The sequence below is a fragment of the Desulfobulbus oligotrophicus genome, from assembly GCF_016446285.1.
In the GTDB taxonomy this organism is placed as follows: domain Bacteria; phylum Desulfobacterota; class Desulfobulbia; order Desulfobulbales; family Desulfobulbaceae; genus Desulfobulbus; species Desulfobulbus oligotrophicus.
Genome location: NZ_CP054140.1, coordinates 207451 through 222872, shown reverse-complemented (window position 1 = coordinate 222872; position 15422 = coordinate 207451). Strand labels below are relative to the sequence as shown.

General features: G+C 52.5%; 15 protein-coding genes. 10 read left to right on the top strand and 5 right to left on the bottom strand.

What is annotated here, in order from left to right:
* Positions 1-126: 126 nt before the first annotated feature.
* The gene (locus HP555_RS00975) at positions 127-432 is read left to right on the top strand and encodes a hypothetical protein (RefSeq protein ID WP_199263359.1); all 306 of its coding nucleotides are present in this window, start codon (positions 127-129) and stop codon (positions 430-432) included.
* Between the two features lie 88 nt (positions 433-520).
* On the opposite strand, the gene radA is transcribed toward HP555_RS00975, so the two are convergent.
* On the bottom strand, positions 521-1888 hold the full coding sequence (radA, locus tag HP555_RS00970; RefSeq protein ID WP_199263358.1) for a DNA repair protein RadA: 1368 nt from the start codon (positions 1886-1888) through the stop codon (positions 521-523).
* A 260-nt stretch (positions 1889-2148) separates the two neighbouring features.
* Between radA and HP555_RS00965 the strand changes: the two genes are divergently transcribed.
* From HP555_RS00965 to pyk, 3 genes are all read left to right on the top strand, one after another.
* Positions 2149-2565: an acyl-CoA thioesterase gene (locus HP555_RS00965; RefSeq protein ID WP_199263357.1), complete on the top strand. Its 417-nt coding sequence runs from the start codon at positions 2149-2151 to the stop codon at positions 2563-2565.
* Positions 2566-2624: 59 nt separating this feature from the next.
* Entirely contained in the window at positions 2625-3659 is a 1035-nt protein-coding gene (locus HP555_RS00960) for an alpha-hydroxy-acid oxidizing protein (protein WP_199263356.1), read from the top strand.
* Between the two features lie 253 nt (positions 3660-3912).
* Positions 3913-5358, top strand: a complete 1446-nt coding sequence (gene pyk / locus HP555_RS00955; protein WP_199263355.1) for a pyruvate kinase — start codon at positions 3913-3915, stop codon at positions 5356-5358.
* 32 nt (positions 5359-5390) lie between these two features.
* Here pyk and pgl read toward each other — a convergent pair whose 3' ends face one another.
* The 4 genes from pgl to HP555_RS00935 form a co-directional block, all read right to left on the bottom strand.
* On the bottom strand, positions 5391-6134 hold the full coding sequence (pgl, locus tag HP555_RS00950) for a 6-phosphogluconolactonase (RefSeq protein WP_199263354.1): 744 nt from the start codon (positions 6132-6134) through the stop codon (positions 5391-5393).
* A gap of 5 nt (positions 6135-6139) precedes the next feature.
* Entirely contained in the window at positions 6140-7648 is a 1509-nt protein-coding gene (zwf, locus tag HP555_RS00945) for a glucose-6-phosphate dehydrogenase (protein WP_199263353.1), read from the bottom strand.
* Positions 7649-7651: 3 nt separating this feature from the next.
* Positions 7652-8671, bottom strand: coding sequence for a phosphogluconate dehydrogenase (NAD(+)-dependent, decarboxylating) (gene gnd / locus HP555_RS00940; RefSeq protein WP_199263352.1), 1020 nt, complete (start codon positions 8669-8671; stop codon positions 7652-7654).
* Between the two features lie 143 nt (positions 8672-8814).
* Positions 8815-9630, bottom strand: a complete 816-nt coding sequence (locus tag HP555_RS00935) for a ZIP family metal transporter (protein WP_199263351.1) — start codon at positions 9628-9630, stop codon at positions 8815-8817.
* 537 nt (positions 9631-10167) lie between these two features.
* Between HP555_RS00935 and HP555_RS00930 the strand changes: the two genes are divergently transcribed.
* From HP555_RS00930 to HP555_RS00910, 6 genes are all read left to right on the top strand, one after another.
* Positions 10168-10704, top strand: a complete 537-nt coding sequence (locus HP555_RS00930; protein WP_199263350.1) for a transposase — start codon at positions 10168-10170, stop codon at positions 10702-10704.
* Complete coding sequence (locus tag HP555_RS14325; RefSeq protein WP_408639836.1) at positions 10596-10877, top strand: tyrosine-type recombinase/integrase; 282 nt, start codon at positions 10596-10598, stop codon at positions 10875-10877. The genes HP555_RS00930 and HP555_RS14325 overlap by 109 nt, the downstream gene beginning before the upstream one ends.
* A 29-nt stretch (positions 10878-10906) precedes the next feature.
* Positions 10907-11764, top strand: a complete 858-nt coding sequence (locus tag HP555_RS00925) for a hypothetical protein (protein WP_199263349.1) — start codon at positions 10907-10909, stop codon at positions 11762-11764.
* A gap of 93 nt (positions 11765-11857) precedes the next feature.
* Complete coding sequence (locus HP555_RS00920; protein ID WP_199263348.1) at positions 11858-13165, top strand: RNA-directed DNA polymerase; 1308 nt, start codon at positions 11858-11860, stop codon at positions 13163-13165.
* Between the two features lie 70 nt (positions 13166-13235).
* Positions 13236-14318, top strand: coding sequence for an IS5 family transposase (locus tag HP555_RS00915; protein WP_199263347.1), 1083 nt, complete (start codon positions 13236-13238; stop codon positions 14316-14318).
* Positions 14319-14513: 195 nt separating this feature from the next.
* Complete coding sequence (locus HP555_RS00910) at positions 14514-15020, top strand: hypothetical protein (protein ID WP_199263346.1); 507 nt, start codon at positions 14514-14516, stop codon at positions 15018-15020.
* The last annotated feature ends 402 nt before the right edge of the window (positions 15021-15422 follow it).

Here is a 15422-nt window from a genome sequence, read left to right as displayed (position 1 = left end):
GGCCGGATGCGGTTACCGGCAAGGCGTCCGCACGGAGAAGTTTTTATTCTCCTTCTTCTTCGTGCGGATCCTGTGGTGGACAATCAGCAGTAGAACCGGGCTTGATAAGCCCAAGGAGTGATGGGTATGCGCCGTATGCAAAAGATATGGACAGGGCTGTTGTTTACCCTTATCGGCAGTCTGGCGGCCGGTTCAGTCCTCGCCGAAGAGGGGTGCAAAAACCTGCTGCAGAACAGATGTGCCTCCTGTCATCAGGTCAACTATATCTGTCCCAAAATGGAGTCGAACAGCGGTGTCATCTATTGGAAATGGGTGATGCATACCATGATTAAAGAGGGCGCTGAGCTGAGTGACCAGGAGAGTGCCCAACTGGTCACCTGTTTGAGTTCACGTGATTCCCAGGCACGTTCTCTCTGTCCTGAGAAGCCTTAGATAAAAGGAGGGGCGGCCCTGTCCGGAACCTCAGCCGGATCGGCCTTTGCCTTTGTTTTGGGTTGGCTGGATATCTTCTGGTTATTTTTCAGGCAGTGAACAGATGTTCAGCCAGCTCTGAGACCCCGCGGACCGCGAGTACTCTCATCTTCTCTTTCTTGCTGCTTTGCAGTTGACGTGCGGATGACTCCGGCATGAGAAAGGTCTGGAAACCCAATCGTCCGGCTTCCCGCACCCGCTGCTCCATCTGCCCCACGGCCCGTATTTCCCCGGCCAGACCGATTTCACCACAGACCACCGTATTAGCGTCAATAGGTTTGTCAAGATAGCTGGACAGCAGTGCCGCAACCACTCCAAGGTCAAGAGCCGGTTCGCTGATCCGGATACCACCGGCAATGTTCAGGAAAATATCGTGGTCGTAGAGCGCGATGCCCAGTTTTTTTTCCAGTACAGCTGTGAGCAGGGCTAACCGCTGCGGATCAGCGCCAATGGCTGTTCTTCTGGCAGTGCCCAGACTGGAGCGGCTGACCAGGGCCTGAACTTCGACCAGGATGGGACGGGTTCCCTCAACACTGGGCAGCACAACAGAACCGGAGACATTGACTGGTCGTTCGGCAAGAAAAAGTGCCGAAGGATTGCTCACCTCGATCAGACCGCTGTCCTGCATCTCAAAGACGCCGATCTCATTGGTTGAGCCGAACCGATTTTTCACGGTGCGGAGAATACGAAACACCTGGCCGCGATCACCCTCGAAGTAGAGGACCGTATCAACCATATGCTCCAGGACCCGCGGACCGGCAATGGCACCGTCTTTTGTCACGTGCCCGACCAGCAGAACGGGTATGTGATTGATTTTGGCCAGTTGCAGCAACCGGGCGGTTGCTTCACGCACCTGGGTGACAGAGCCCGGTGCTGATCCGACCTCTTCACTGTACATGGTTTGAATGGAGTCAACCGCCATCAGCGCGGGGTGCATCCGGCCGGCGAGATCAATAATCGCTTCCACACTGTTCTCCGTGGAGATGGAGATGTTGTGTCCGGAAATTTTAAGACGTTCGGCACGCATCCGGATCTGTGCTGCCGACTCTTCACCTGTGACGTACAGCATCTGCAGGTTCTTGGCAGCCAGTGAGGCCAGCAGCTGGAGAATGAGGGTCGACTTGCCGATGCCGGGATCACCGCCGATCAGGACCAGGGAGCCGGGAACAATGCCGCCGCCAAGCACCCTGTCCATCTCGCCGATTCCTGTGATCAGACGGGTGTTCTCTTCAGTGGTCGTCATGTGTAAAGGCTGGGCTATAGCAGTCTGACGACCGGCGGAAGAGAGCTGTGTCTGTTGGTGTTCGGTGAGGCTGTCCCAGGCACCGCAGTCCGGGCAGCGACCCAGCCATTTACGGCTTTCAAGCCCGCACTGCCCGCATACGAAGAACGGTGAGTTTTTCTTGGCTGTTTGCATAGGTGATCTGCTCTGCATGGAGGATGGCAAGGCGACGGGAACGAGGGGAATGCGCGTGTATGGCTGTTGAACTGCGCTTTGCCGGTAGTGCATTTTGCATTCCTGGTCGTTTGCAGTATATTGGGGTGTATACAATGATCTGCAGATGTGTGCAAGTTCGTGTACATTCCTTTTTAAGCACGGTTTTTCTGCATTGTTCTTACCGCGACGATCGGTACGATGAAAAGACAGTCGTTTATGCAACTGTGAGGAGCCTTCCAATGCACTATGTGGCGACCAAGATCTGTCGGGCCAGCGAAATCGGCTACAACGGCAACCTGTTCGGTGGGGCCATGCTGTCCTGGCTTGACGAGGCAGGGGCTGCCTTTGCCGGTTATCTCTGCCGCACACCGAATATGGTGACGCTGAAGATGGACGAGGTGCGGTTTAAACGACCGGTGAAAATCAGTCATCACGTTCGTATCTATGCCAGGGTGTACCAGGTGGGGACCACCTCTCTGACCATCGATGTTGAGGCAAGACGGTTCGATTTTACAAAAGATCTCGAAGAAATTGTCTGTTCAACCCGAATAGTGTATGTAAAAATTGACGATCAGGGGCAGGCTGCGGCCATTGATCCACATCTTCGGGCCACCATGGAGACTGCAACCCTGGCTGACCTGATGCAGCGGTTATGAAGCATCATTAACAGCAGGTAGAATAGATTGTTCAATGTACGAATAAAGGAGAAAGACTGATGGATATGCAAACAGTTCGTGAAAATGCCCGCAAAAAACTCAAAGGATACTGCCGGGTCTGCCCGGTATGCGATGGCCGCGTCTGTGCCGGAGAAGTCCCCGGCATGGGGGGATTGGGTACCGCCTCTTCATTTAAGGCCAATGTTGAGGCCCTGGCCAGGGTCCGTCTGCAGATGCGCACCATCCATCCTGTGAAGGAGCCTGAGCTGTCTTTCAGTCTCTGGGGCAAAAAGCTGGCCATGCCGATACTGGTGGCTCCGATGACCGGCACAACGTACAACATGGGCGGCGCCATGTCTGAGGAGGAGTTTATCACCGAACTGGTTGCCGGTGCACAGCAGGCCGGTTCGCTCACCATGACCGGCGACGGAGCCGACCCCGCCATGTTCGGCAGTGGACTTAAAGTCGGTGCGGCAAATCAGGGAAGTACAATCGCCATTATCAAGCCGAGAGAACAGGCGGTGGTTATCCAGTATCTTCGTGAGGCTGAAAGTGCCGGTGTACTGGCGGCAGGCATGGATATCGACGGTGCCGGGCTGGTGACCATGGCCATGAAAGGCCAGCCGGTCGGGCCTAAAACATCGCAGGAGCTGCAGGAGGTGATTGCAGCCACCAGACTACCCTTCATCGTGAAGGGAGTCATGACTGCTGATGAGGCCGAGCTGGTGGTGCAGGCCGGTGCGGATGCGATCGTGGTCTCCAACCACGGCGGCCGGGTGCTTGACTTTACCCCTGGAGCAGCTGATGTGCTGGCCGAAATTGCTGCCCGAGTAAAGGGCAAGGCCATTATTTTCGCTGACGGCGGTGTGCGCAGTGGCGCAGATGTGCTTAAATTGCTCGCCCTTGGTGCTGATGCAGTGCTTATTGGCCGTCCGTTGGTGACGGCTGCCTTTGGCGGTGGTCGTGACGGTGTTGCTCTGATGCTGAATCAGTACAAAAACGAACTGCTGCAGGCCATGCTGCTGACCGGTACGGCCGATGTAACCAAGGTATCCGCTGATATTCTTTATGCCGGGAAGGGGCCGGATCGCTGATCCGGTTCTGTTTCCGGTTGGATACGGTTGCAGGTGTAACTGTGGGCTGCGGTAACCTTCCCCGGCTCACAGTTCCACTCATTACAAGGTATGCTGCGATGCATACCGTTTCTTTTTTTAAACTGGTGCTGCAGCTGCTTGCTGTCCCGAGTGCTGCCTGCAAGGGGCATCGGGACAGCATGTGTTTCAGTGGTACTGTATAAACACCCACCCCTTGTACGATTTCAGTTGTTACTCTCCCCAGGAGGATCAGATGCGTAACGCCCCCTTGCTCCCCACGTGCAAAACCAAGATCGTCTGCACGATCGGTCCGGCCTCAGACTCGTTGGCAATGCTGGAACAGATGCTTGCTGCTGGAATGACCGTTGCCAGGCTGAACTTCTCACACAGCGATTTCAGCTACCATGGCCAGACGATTCGCCGTATTCGGCAGGCGGCTGCAAAGGTCAACCAGTCGGTGGCAATCATGGCTGATCTTCCCGGACCAAAGATCCGCATCGGTACCCTGGCTGCAGAACCGGTGGATCTTATTATTGGTGAGCGTTTTACGTTGACAACAGCAGAGATCGTCGGAGACGGCAAACGTGTCTCCGTAACGCTTCAGGAGTTGCCCCGGGTTGTTGTGCCGGGCAACATCCTGTTTATCAACGATGGGCTGATTCAGGTACAGGTTGAATCCATAGAGGGAGAAGAGGTGCACTGCCGGGTTTTGGTCGGAGGCAGACTGCGTTCAAGAAAAGGCATCAATCTGCCCGGCATAGATTTAGGCATCTCTGCTTTTACGGAGCACGATCGCACCTGCATGCAGTTTGCCCTGGAAAACGGTGTGGATGCCATCAGTCAGTCGTTTGTCAACGATGCCGCCGACATAGTTGCCGTACGTGAAGCTGCAACAGCCATGGGTTATGCGCCCTTTATCATTGCCAAGATTGAGCGGGTCTCTATTTTAGATAAGATTGACGAGGTCATGGAAGCTGCCGATGGGGTGATGGTGGCACGCGGTGACCTGGGGGTCGAGGTGCCGATTGAGGAGATCGCCATCCTGCAGAAGACGATCACTGCCAAGGCAAATCAGTTCGGCAAGCCGGTGATCACCGCCACCCAGATGCTCGATTCCATGACCAGCAACCGCAGACCGACCCGTGCCGAGGCTACTGATGTGGCCAACGCCATCCTTGACGGGACTGACTGTGTGATGCTTTCTGAAGAGTCGGCCATGGGACGTTATCCCCTGGAATCGGTCCGGATGCTGACGCAGATAGCCAGGGCCACCGAGCCGCACCGTGCCCGGCAGGCCCACTGCAAGACACCGGAGCATCGGATATTCAGCGAGATTCGCGAGGTGGACTATATTGCCTTCAGCATCAACAACATCCTGGGGCAGACCGACACGGTAGCCGCTATCCTGGCGCCCACGGAAAGCGGTCTCACCGCCCGGCGACTGTCACGTTATCGTCTGTCAACCTGGATCCTGGGGGTCAGTTCCAACAAGAAGACCTGCCGGGAGCTCCTCTTTTCGTACGGTGTTTTCCCGATCTATGAACTCAACCATCCAGCGGACTGGACGGATTACGCCCGGGACTATGCGATCAAGTATCGGTTTGCCGGCAGCTGTATCATCCAGACCGAGGGACCCTGCCCGCAGAGCCCCCATCGTAATCACAAGATGGAAATCATTGATCTGCGCGAAATCCTCTGATCCGCTGGTTTGCTGTCTGCTGCTGCGGGTAATCAGGCTGTCTGTGCATCCTTCAACAGTCCTGCCGCTCCCTGATCAAGGAACCAGAACAGTTCACCTTCCCGCGGCCGGATGAGCTGGGCTGGTACGGTGATCTCGCCGGTGCGGGGTTGGAGGATCGTGCGCACCATCTCGGCCTTGCTTTGACCGCTCACTAAAAACAGTGTACAGGCTCCCTGGTTAAGGATCGGGATGGTAAGAGTGACCCGGCTGAATCCCTCCTCCGGTCGACGGGCTACCGCTGTCCACCGGACGTCTTCGTGCAGTGCGGCAGAGGCAGGCAGCAGGGAGGCGGTGTGCCCGTCTTCACCAAGGCCGAGCACAATAAGATCGAAGCGTGGCTGTTGGGTGTCGAAAAAACGTTGCAGTTCAGCAGCATAGAGAGCAGCAGCATGCTCGACACCCTGTTCACAGCGGGTGATGGAATGGATATGGGCCGGTGGCACCGGGACGTGGTCGAGCAGGGCGCTGCGGACCATGGTCTCATTGCGGCGTTCATCTCCGTCGGGCAGACAGCGTTCATCTCCCCAGAAGAAATGACAGGCGTGCCATGGAATCTGCTCGGCCAGCGGTTTTTGAGCCAGCAGCTCGTAGGTACGGCGTGGTGTGCTGCCGCCTGCCAGCAACACAGAAAAGCGGCCATGATCGGCCAGTGCCAGCCTGGCGCGTTCCGCAAAAAAAACAGCCGCCGCTTGGCTTAATAACTCTGCATCAGGATAAATGGTCATGGTCTTCATGGCGTTCATCCCCCACTGGTTGGCTGCAACCAGTTGTGCCGCTGGCGGGCGATCATCAGGTCGGCTGATTCCGGGCCCCAGGTACCGGCCGCATACTCGGAAAAGCCTGCAGTGGGGACAGCATCCCAGGCATGAAGAATCGGGCTGACCACCTGCCAGGCGCTTTCGACCTGATCGGCCCGCATAAACAGTGTGGCATCACCGCGAATAACATCAAGCAGCAGGGTCTCGTATGCCTCCGGTGCCGGAGTCCGGAAGGCCTCGTCATAGCGGAAGCGCATTTCAGCGGTGCCCAGCAGCATACCTGTGCCCGGCTGTTTGACCTGAATACGGGTACCGATGCCTTCCTCTGGCTGGATACGGATGACAATACGATTCTGCTGCCAGTTTTCCACCGCAGCAGCCGGGAAGAACTGATGGGGCGGCTCGTGGAACAGAACCGTGATTTCCGAGACCTTTGCCGGCATTCGTTTTCCGGTGCGAAGGTAGAAGGGGACTCCCTGCCAACGCCAGTTGTCGATGTGAAAGGTGAAGGCACCGTAGGTTTCCGTGGTGGAGTCCGGAGCTACTTTCTCCTCCTCGCGGTATCCGGGCACTGATTTCCCCAGGATGGTTCCCTGGCGATACTGGCCCCGCACCGCCAACCGGTGAATGGCATCCGGGTGAAACGGCCGGATAGCACGCAGGACATCAACCTTCTTGTTACGGACATCGTCGGCAGCAAACGAGATCGGCGGTTCCATGGCAACCAGGCAGAGCAGCTGGAGCAGGTGGTTTTGCACCATGTCACGCAGGGCACCGGCCTGGTCGTAGTAGTCGCCTCGCCCCTCTACGCCGACTGTTTCTGCAACCGTGATCTGCACCTGGTCGATATATCGCCGGTCCCAGATGGGTTCGAACAGGGAGTTGGCAAAGCGAAAGGCGAGGATGTTTTGTACTGTCCCCTTGCCGAGATAATGATCGATGCGGTAGATCTGCGATTCCACGAACATCTCACTTAAAAAGCTGTTCAGATCCCGGGCTGAGGCAAGATCACGACCAAAAGGTTTTTCAATCACCAACCGGTCGTGGGTACAATCGCGACAGACGCCCAGACGCTGCAGCATGGCTGCCGCCGGTTTCATCATGGTTGGTGGTATGGCCAGATAGTAAATCCGGTTGGCCCGTTGTCCCCAGGCAGACTCGATTGCCTGCAGACGACTGCTGAGTGCCAGGCCGGAAACCGGATTGCTGACATCTTCGGCAAGATAGGAGAGGGTAGCGGCAAAGGCCTGCCACCTTTCCTCCTCACCCACACCCCGGCGCGAAAACTGTTCCACACCTTCCCGCAGCTGCTCACGAAAGTTCTCGTCTGACAGCGGTCTGCGAGCAAGACCGATGATGGCGAGCTGCTCAGGAAGATATCGATCCAGGTGCAGGTTGTAGAGGGCCGGAATCAGTTTACGCTGAGCCAGGTCACCGGCGGCGCCGATGATGGTTATGATTGTGGGTGCAAATGGCTGCGGTCGCAACATGGCTCACCTCTCATCGGTTGAGGGTTCACTGTGACCGCCGAACTGCCACCGCAGGGCAGAGAGAAGCTGGTCGGCGAACCCGGCGCGGTCTCGTGAACTGAAGCGTTGAAACAGGGCGGCACTTAACACCGGCACTGGTACCCCCTCATCAATGGCGGCATGAATGGTCCAGCGTCCCTCACCACTGTCGGATATCTGTCCGGAAAAATCAGCCAGATCCGGACTTTCGGTCAGGGCACGAGCGCACAGATCGAGCAGCCAGGAAGGGATCACCGAGCCCCGTCGCCACAGTTCGGCAATATCAGCCAGGTTGAAGTTGTACTGATAGTATTCCGGGTGCTCCAAAGGGGTGGTTTCTGCATCATGCACCTGGGTGGCCTGGCCGATATCAGCGTGGCGAAGGATGTTGAAACCCTCGGCATAGGCTGCCATCATACCGTACTCGATACCGTTGTGGACCATCTTGACAAAGTGCCCGGCCCCATTGGGACCGCAGTGCAGGTAACCGTTCTCCGCCGTTGAATCGGCTGTTCGACCGGGAGTTGAGGGCACCTCACCACGGCCGGGCGCCAGATCGCGAAATATCGGGTCAAGGTGACGTACAACCGTGGTTTCACCGCCGATCATCAGGCAGTAGCCGCGCTCCCGGCCCCACACACCGCCGCTGGTACCGACATCAAGAAAATGCAAACCGCGTTCCCGAAGGTGTTTCCCGCGTTGTACAGCACCATGGTATCTTGAGTTACCACCGTCAACAACGATGTCTCCAGGAGTCAACAGCGGCAACACCTCCGCCAGTACGGCATCCACCGAGCCTGCCGGTACCATCAGCCAGACAACACGCGGTGTCTGCAGTTGCTTGATAAAGTCCGGGTAGGTATGGGTCCCTGTTGCTCCATCTGCCACAAGGGCGGCAACAGCCTCCGGTCGCCGGCCATACACAACGCATTGGTGCCCCCTGTCCAGCAGTCGGCGCACCATGTCACCGCCCATACGGCCGATTCCGATCATACCTATTTGCATTGTCTTTCCTCCACCTGGTTCCTGTTGTTCAAAAAGTCGGTTGTCTGTACTCGTGGATCACGGCAGCCACCATGGCAGGTGTATCAGCTCCGGACGATCTGCTGCACAAAAAAACACGGATGATCAAGCCGGGGCCCGGTTGTTTAACCAAGCGCAACGTCAAGGATCATCATGGTGGTAAAACCGATCATCGTGGCTATGGTGACAAAGTCGATATTCTTGTGATTGCGTTGAGATTCCGGAACAAGTTCTTCAACCACCACAAAGATCATGGCACCGGCGGCAAAACAGAGGGCATAGGGCAGGATAAACTGCATTTTAATGACAAACAGTGCGCCCAGAACCCCGGCTATGGGTTCAACTATTCCCGATGCCTGACCAAGAAAAAAACTTTTACCCCGGCTCAACCCTTCGCGGCGAAGCGGCATGGACACCGCTGTGCCTTCAGGAAGGTTTTGCAGACCGATACCGATGGTCAGGGCAATGGCTCCCCCCAGGGTGGCGGTCGGCAGCCCGGCTGAGACTGCACCGAAGGCAACACCCACGGCCAGCCCTTCGGGAATATTATGTAAGGTGATGGCTAAAACCAGTAAGGTGGAACGCTGCCATGAGGTCTTGATCCCTTCCTGTTCCGACCTGGCCATACTGGGATGGAGATGAGGCAGGATCTTGTCGGTCAGCCGCATGAAGATTCCACCGGCCATGAAACCGATGGCAGCGGTGAGCCAGGGGATGAGATCCAGCTGTTCAGCCATGGCGATTCCGGGAGCCAGCAACGACCAGAAGCTGGCGGCAATCATGACGCCGGCGGCAAACCCGAGCATACCGTCCAGTATCTTTGGCTTGATTTCACGGCCCAGAAAGACCAGAGCCGCACCGGCGGCAGTGAGTGCCCAGGTGAAGAGAGTAGCGAAGAATGCCTGCGTAACGGGGCTGAGGTTCTGTAGGTAGTCGATCATGGTCGTCTGGTTGTAGAGAAAGATGATTTGTTCAACACAGGGATCTGATGTTCCGATATGCGGTTTTCTTGTCAACAGTGCTTCTGCGACCGGTCAGGGTCGTTAACCTGCCTATCGTACAGTGCTTTTGGTTTGTCTTCAACCTGATCACAGAGCGTTTTGAGGATTTTGACGACGGCAGGGTTTGTTCACGGGCTTTTCCCGGAGTAAAAGAGATGAGTGTGCTGCCGGTTCGGGCAACTGCAATAACGCAACACTTCCCGAACCTGATCCATTAACTTGAGTTTTAATTTGGTTTGCACTTCGGCTTTTGTTCCATTGCGTTCATCCGCCTGGTGCAATGACACCCCTATGGGCAATGCTCACATCGGATCAGACGTTGGACAACGGCCGTTGACTTGAACTTGAAAAGGCATTTGTATCTGGTAGTAGCAACTTGCTGACGAATCGAACTATGCAGGCCAAATCAGGGGAAACCAGGGACACTTCCCATATTGTCTGCTGCGAGCTATCAGCTTTGACCGTATTATCCGCACCATGCCAAGAATTGCACGCACCATAGCGGCCGGCTATCCGCATCATATCACGCAGCGCGGTAATAATCGCGCCACCGTCTTTTTCGATGATGAGGACCGGCAGACGTATTTGAAGGTATTGGCAGGATATGCCCAAAGATATCATCTGAGTATCCGGGCGTATTGCCTGATGAACAATCACATTCATCTTCTTGTCGTGCCGGAGACTAAAACCGCTCTATCGCGAGGAATCAGCATTACCAACCTGGTGTATACCCAGTATCTCAACCGCAAGCTGAATCAGTCTGGACGCATCCGGCAAAACCGCTTTTTCTCTTGCGTAGTTGAAAGTGATCAGTATCTTTGGGCAGTGGCTCGCTACATCGAGCGTAATCCATTGAAGGCCGGTTTGGCGACGAGTGTGGAGACGTATCGCGGATGGAAAAACTCATTAAGCGCGTTAAATCGCACAGTTTTCGCCACAGTTTCGCGACTCATCTTTTACAAGCTGACTGCGACATACGGACAATCCAAACGATGCCGGCCCACACCTATATGAGAACAACGATGATGTATACCCACTGCATACCAGACAAGACGGCAAAAGAGGTAAAAGCCCATCAGATTTTTAAGCATCATTTCACCGTGGAATATAATAAACTCGGCATGTTTTTTGCTTTTATCGTTAACAACACTATTGAGTGTATTAGCTGGACCATTCCGTCCAGCTAATACCTTGTTAGACAAAAAAGAAGGGAGCCATGAAGGAAGGCGACTCAGCTAACCCATTATTGGAAGCTCTGAAGAATTCGATGCAAGAGGTAGAGAAGAAATCCTCTGAGCATGAAAAGCTAAGAGCATCCGAAGAATATCAATCAGAACTCGATTTTTTGAGACAAACGGTTAGAGATCTTATTCATACGCTTAGGCTATGCGAATTTGCTGCGTCAAGATGGCAGGATTTTGGAAAAAAGTATCTACTGCCACGACACTTTGACGACATAGTTGAAGCGGCTTTGACTGCACAGTTGGCGGTTGAAAATGGAGCATTGAACCCTGCACGGCGAGAACTACGGTACATGTTAGAAGTAGCTGTCAACGTTGCCTATGTCGATGAAGTCCGAGCGAAAGATTCTTTTGATGAGAGAGTTGCTTTTTATAGGGGAAAAAAAGTAAATAAAAGTAACGTTGACCACGTTTTTGATCTTCCCCTTCGGTTGCTCGGCGAACACAAGAATGAGTTTGCAACTAGTGTTCGTTCGGCTTGGGTTAGGGCTTCTAACTACGTTCATCTGACCAAAAGAAGAATTGACGAGAAACTACGCTTAAGGGAAAAAGGCATATCTTTAGGCATGGAAACCGTTGATATGCTTAAAGATATCGTTTCCGAAGTCAACGAGGTATGTAGTATCGTTGTTGCTTTAACCTTTGAAACTATCGGTCCTTCTTTTACAGGTGACTTGCTCGTAGATTCGCTAGATGAGCGGGATGAATGGGCATTCCATGCTAATGGCTACATCGCTTTAATCGATTCCCACTTTGACTATAAGCATGAGCGCCAAGGGAGGCTCGAGGAAATACACCAGAGAAGGGAAAACCGGATTAAGTATCGGGTGTAAGCCTGCATCGTCTAACCATGGCGTCAACGGGACCGGATTTCCGCTGACGCTCCAAGCCGGCCCGTTACGCTGGCGTTAGACGAATAAAAAAACATGCATACGGATAGATTCAGAAAACTCAGAAAAAAAACGCTATCAAGCCTCTTTGATAAAAAAGAGGTCAGTTCCGTATGGAGAAAAATTGTTCGCGGCCAGCTACGTTCTCTGGATTTCAAAGATTTATACGATCACTATGATTTTAACTACAACATAGAAGATCGGGCCACGGCGATTAGAAATGAAATTCTTAACGGAACATACCGCGTTTCATTGCCATTAATCTATAGGTTAGAAAAAAAGTTCGGCGTATGTCGGCACATCGTTATTCCACAACCGATAGATGCCCTTGTTTTGCAAGTTTTAGTCGAGTCCATCGCCGAGCAAATCATCAAGCGCCAACCTTCTGATAATTCCTTTTACTCGCGCGACAAGCATAATGTAGGTAAGCCACATGATGCCGCCGAATACGGCCTATCTTTCAGGAAGCAGTGGAAAAAACTACAGAAGGAAATTTATCGGTTCAACGATGAAAAAGAACTATTAATTGTTACAGATTTATCAAATTACTATGACAGTATAAGCATTGAAGAGCTGAAAAAGGTTTTTTTAGGGTATGTAGAGAATAATGAAGTTCTTGTAGATATTCTCTTCCATGTAATAGAAGAAATATCATGGAAACCTGATTACCTTCCCTATAGTAGAAGAGGGTTGCCTACATCAAATCTTGAAGCAATTCGATTGCTTGCGCATTCATTTTTGTTTGAAATTGATGAAGTACTGAAGCAGGAGACACATGATTCATTCACAAGATGGATGGATGACATAGTAATCGGGGCAGATAATCGGAAGGAAGCAATTGAATTAATCAGCTCAATTTCAGACATGCTCAAGAGCAGAGGGTTGGCTCTAAATCTCTCTAAAACTGCAATCTATGATAGCAAAGAGGCTCGCTATCACTTTCAAATTGATGAAAACAAATATCTTGACTCTTTGGAAGGTGTCAAAAAAGGCGACGTTAACTACAATCAGGTAACCACAGATTTAAGGAAAAATTTCAAGAAACACTTTAAAGATCATGGCCCAAAATATTGGGACAAGATTGCAAAGCGCTATATAACGGCATTTGGCAAGCTGGAGTCAACTAAGCTGCTTACTGAAATATCACAGGTATATTTAAACTATCCAGGCCTTCGTCCAAATCTCCTTTATTATCTGTCAAAGATTGGCTACAAAAAGCAAACGGCGAAAAAAGTAGAAGAGATATTGTCAAATCTTGATGTTTTTGACGACATATCTCTTTATCAAATTTGTTCACTCGTGACCTCTTGGGAAGTACCAATCAGGCTGTTGAAAAACTCATAAACAACGGGACATGTAAAACAATACCGTGTATTATCCAACCATTTGGAATAACTGACAAACAGGTGGAAATATGCGCGGTCCTGACATTCAGCAACAGAAATTGTTCAGCTATCTCTCCCCCGAATCCCGGGTTCCCCAAACGCATCCCCTGCGCCCTATCCGAATCATGGCTGATAAAGCGCTGAAGGAACTCTCTCCCGTGTTTCGGGAACTCTACTCACGAACAGGACGACCATCGATTCCGCCCGAGCAACTGCTTCGCTCCCTGCTGCTGCAAATCCTTTATTCGATCCGGAGCGAGCGGATGTTGGTGGAACAGCTTGATTACAATCTTCTTTTTCGCTGGTTTGTCGGCCTGTCCATGGATGAAGCAATTTGGGATCACTCCGTCTATTCCAAAAACAGGGAGCGCATTCTGCACAGTGATCTTGCGGTGATGTTCTTGCGATCCATCTGTTCCCAAGCCGAGGCAGCCGGACTCTTGTCTGACGACCATTTCACCGTTGACGGCACACTGATCGAAACGTGGGCATCGCTGAAGAGCTTTCGGCCCAAAGATGAGGAGCCTCCGGTCTCTACCGGCGGCAACCGCAATCCGGCAGTGGATTTCCACGGGAAAAAGCGTCGCAATGACACGCACGCATCGGTCACCGATCCAGAATCCCGGCTGTTCAGAAAAGGAAAAGGCAAGGAGGCCAGGCTCTGCTTTATGGGGCATGTACTGATGGAAAATCGGAACGGTTTGGTCGTCGATACCCGCCTGACCCAGGCAACCGGGACGGCGGAGCGCGAGGCCGCCCTTTCCATGGCTTCGGATATTCCGGGCACACATCGGGTCACCATCGGCGCGGACAAAGGGTATGACTGCAAGGAGTTCGTCGATGACCTGCGCAGCCTGACCGTTACTCCACATGTAGCACAGAAAGTCAAAGGCTCCGCCATCGATGGCCGGACCACCCGTCATGCAGGTTATGCCGTGAGTCGGAAGAAACGCAAACGGGTGGAAGAGATATTTGGCTGGATGAAGACCGTCGCCTGGTTACGCAAAGCCAGATACAAAGGCGTGGAAAAGATAGACTGGCTGTTCACGCTCTCTGCGGCAGCCTACAACATGGTCCGAATGCGTAATCTGGGGGTAGTTACCTCTGGATAAGAGGGGAAATCCTCATCAGAGCGGCTTGAAGCGCCTCGGAAGATGAAAACCGGCAACACATCATGACAAACAAACGGCCAAGGGCTCACTGTCAAAGAGCTATCGAAGGGCAAACAAACAACCCTTGTCTTGTATTTTCCTGTTTTTCAACAGCCTGCTTGGGAAGTACCAATTCATGACTCAAGCAAAGAGTTTTTGCAGAACATCGATGCTACGTTGGTTGCTGCATCATTTAAAAGGAAGAACCCAGCAGACTTTTATTCAGTGCTATGGTTTAAAGCCAAATACGATCACGCTGAAGAGTTGCTGAAATTTATTAAGAAGTACCAAAATTTATGGCAGGCCGATTCATTCTTGAGGAGGCAGGTCACTGCGGTAATGGGTAGACTCATGATAACGAATAATAAGGAAATTGAGTCGTTACTTTACACTCAAATATCTTCAGGGATAGCGAATACTGTATCTCTTGCCAACCAGATACAAAGGTTTTCCAATGTTGACAGACTAGATGGAAGGCTCCGTTTTTATTTGTTTCCTAAAAACATACAAAGGCCATATCCATTGCCAAAATTTATGGTGCTGTGCTCTGTATTAAACTCAGAGAAAATTAGGATAGACAATGATGCAAGAAAAGCAATTCTCGAACACGTGAAAGACCCATATTATAGGAAGTGGTTAGATGTGGAGTACAATGTTAACTAATAATCGTCTAACAAAAACATGCACTCGGACAGGAAAAAGTGCCGCTCGTTCTTCGCTCTGCTTTTTGCTGCCGGTTATGCGGAGCGTTGGGCGCCATTAGGGAGCGACCCAACACTGAACCTTACCCTTTCCTCAACGTCTTGTTTTGTGCAGCGATGCTGCTGTTTTTCAATGCTTGGGTAATTTTTTTACAATCGATCTCTTCCCGGTCTGCAACCTCCGGGGTTGTTCGTTTTTGGCCATAACCAGCGGCAAAAGAAGATCTGTACGGGTGGACATCGCATGGCAATCATGCTATTCTGGCAGTCGTTTTTTTGAGCACCCGGCCCGCTGTACCTGCAGCTCAAACACCGGTTGCCCCGATCTCAATGAGTTTTTCCTGTTTGCAGGTTTCACACAGTT

What these genes read in the sequence shown, in the direction of transcription:
- pgl (WP_199263354.1), bottom strand. Translation starts at nt 6,134, where the DNA reads ATGAAGACCATGACCATTTATCCTGATGCAGAGTTATTAAGCCAAGCG.
- gnd (WP_199263352.1), bottom strand. Translation starts at nt 8,671, where the DNA reads ATGCAAATAGGTATGATCGGAATCGGCCGTATGGGCGGTGACATGGTG.
- pyk (WP_199263355.1), top strand. Translation starts at nt 3,913, where the DNA reads ATGCGTAACGCCCCCTTGCTCCCCACGTGCAAAACCAAGATCGTCTGC.
- HP555_RS00960 (WP_199263356.1), top strand. Translation starts at nt 2,625, where the DNA reads ATGGATATGCAAACAGTTCGTGAAAATGCCCGCAAAAAACTCAAAGGA.
- HP555_RS00930 (WP_199263350.1), top strand. Translation starts at nt 10,168, where the DNA reads ATGCCAAGAATTGCACGCACCATAGCGGCCGGCTATCCGCATCATATC.
- zwf (WP_199263353.1), bottom strand. Translation starts at nt 7,648, where the DNA reads ATGTTGCGACCGCAGCCATTTGCACCCACAATCATAACCATCATCGGC.
- HP555_RS00975 (WP_199263359.1), top strand. Translation starts at nt 127, where the DNA reads ATGCGCCGTATGCAAAAGATATGGACAGGGCTGTTGTTTACCCTTATC.
- HP555_RS00920 (WP_199263348.1), top strand. Translation starts at nt 11,858, where the DNA reads ATGCATACGGATAGATTCAGAAAACTCAGAAAAAAAACGCTATCAAGC.
- HP555_RS00965 (WP_199263357.1), top strand. Translation starts at nt 2,149, where the DNA reads ATGCACTATGTGGCGACCAAGATCTGTCGGGCCAGCGAAATCGGCTAC.
- HP555_RS00915 (WP_199263347.1), top strand. Translation starts at nt 13,236, where the DNA reads ATGCGCGGTCCTGACATTCAGCAACAGAAATTGTTCAGCTATCTCTCC.
- HP555_RS00925 (WP_199263349.1), top strand. Translation starts at nt 10,907, where the DNA reads ATGAAGGAAGGCGACTCAGCTAACCCATTATTGGAAGCTCTGAAGAAT.
- HP555_RS00935 (WP_199263351.1), bottom strand. Translation starts at nt 9,630, where the DNA reads ATGATCGACTACCTACAGAACCTCAGCCCCGTTACGCAGGCATTCTTC.
- radA (WP_199263358.1), bottom strand. Translation starts at nt 1,888, where the DNA reads ATGCAAACAGCCAAGAAAAACTCACCGTTCTTCGTATGCGGGCAGTGC.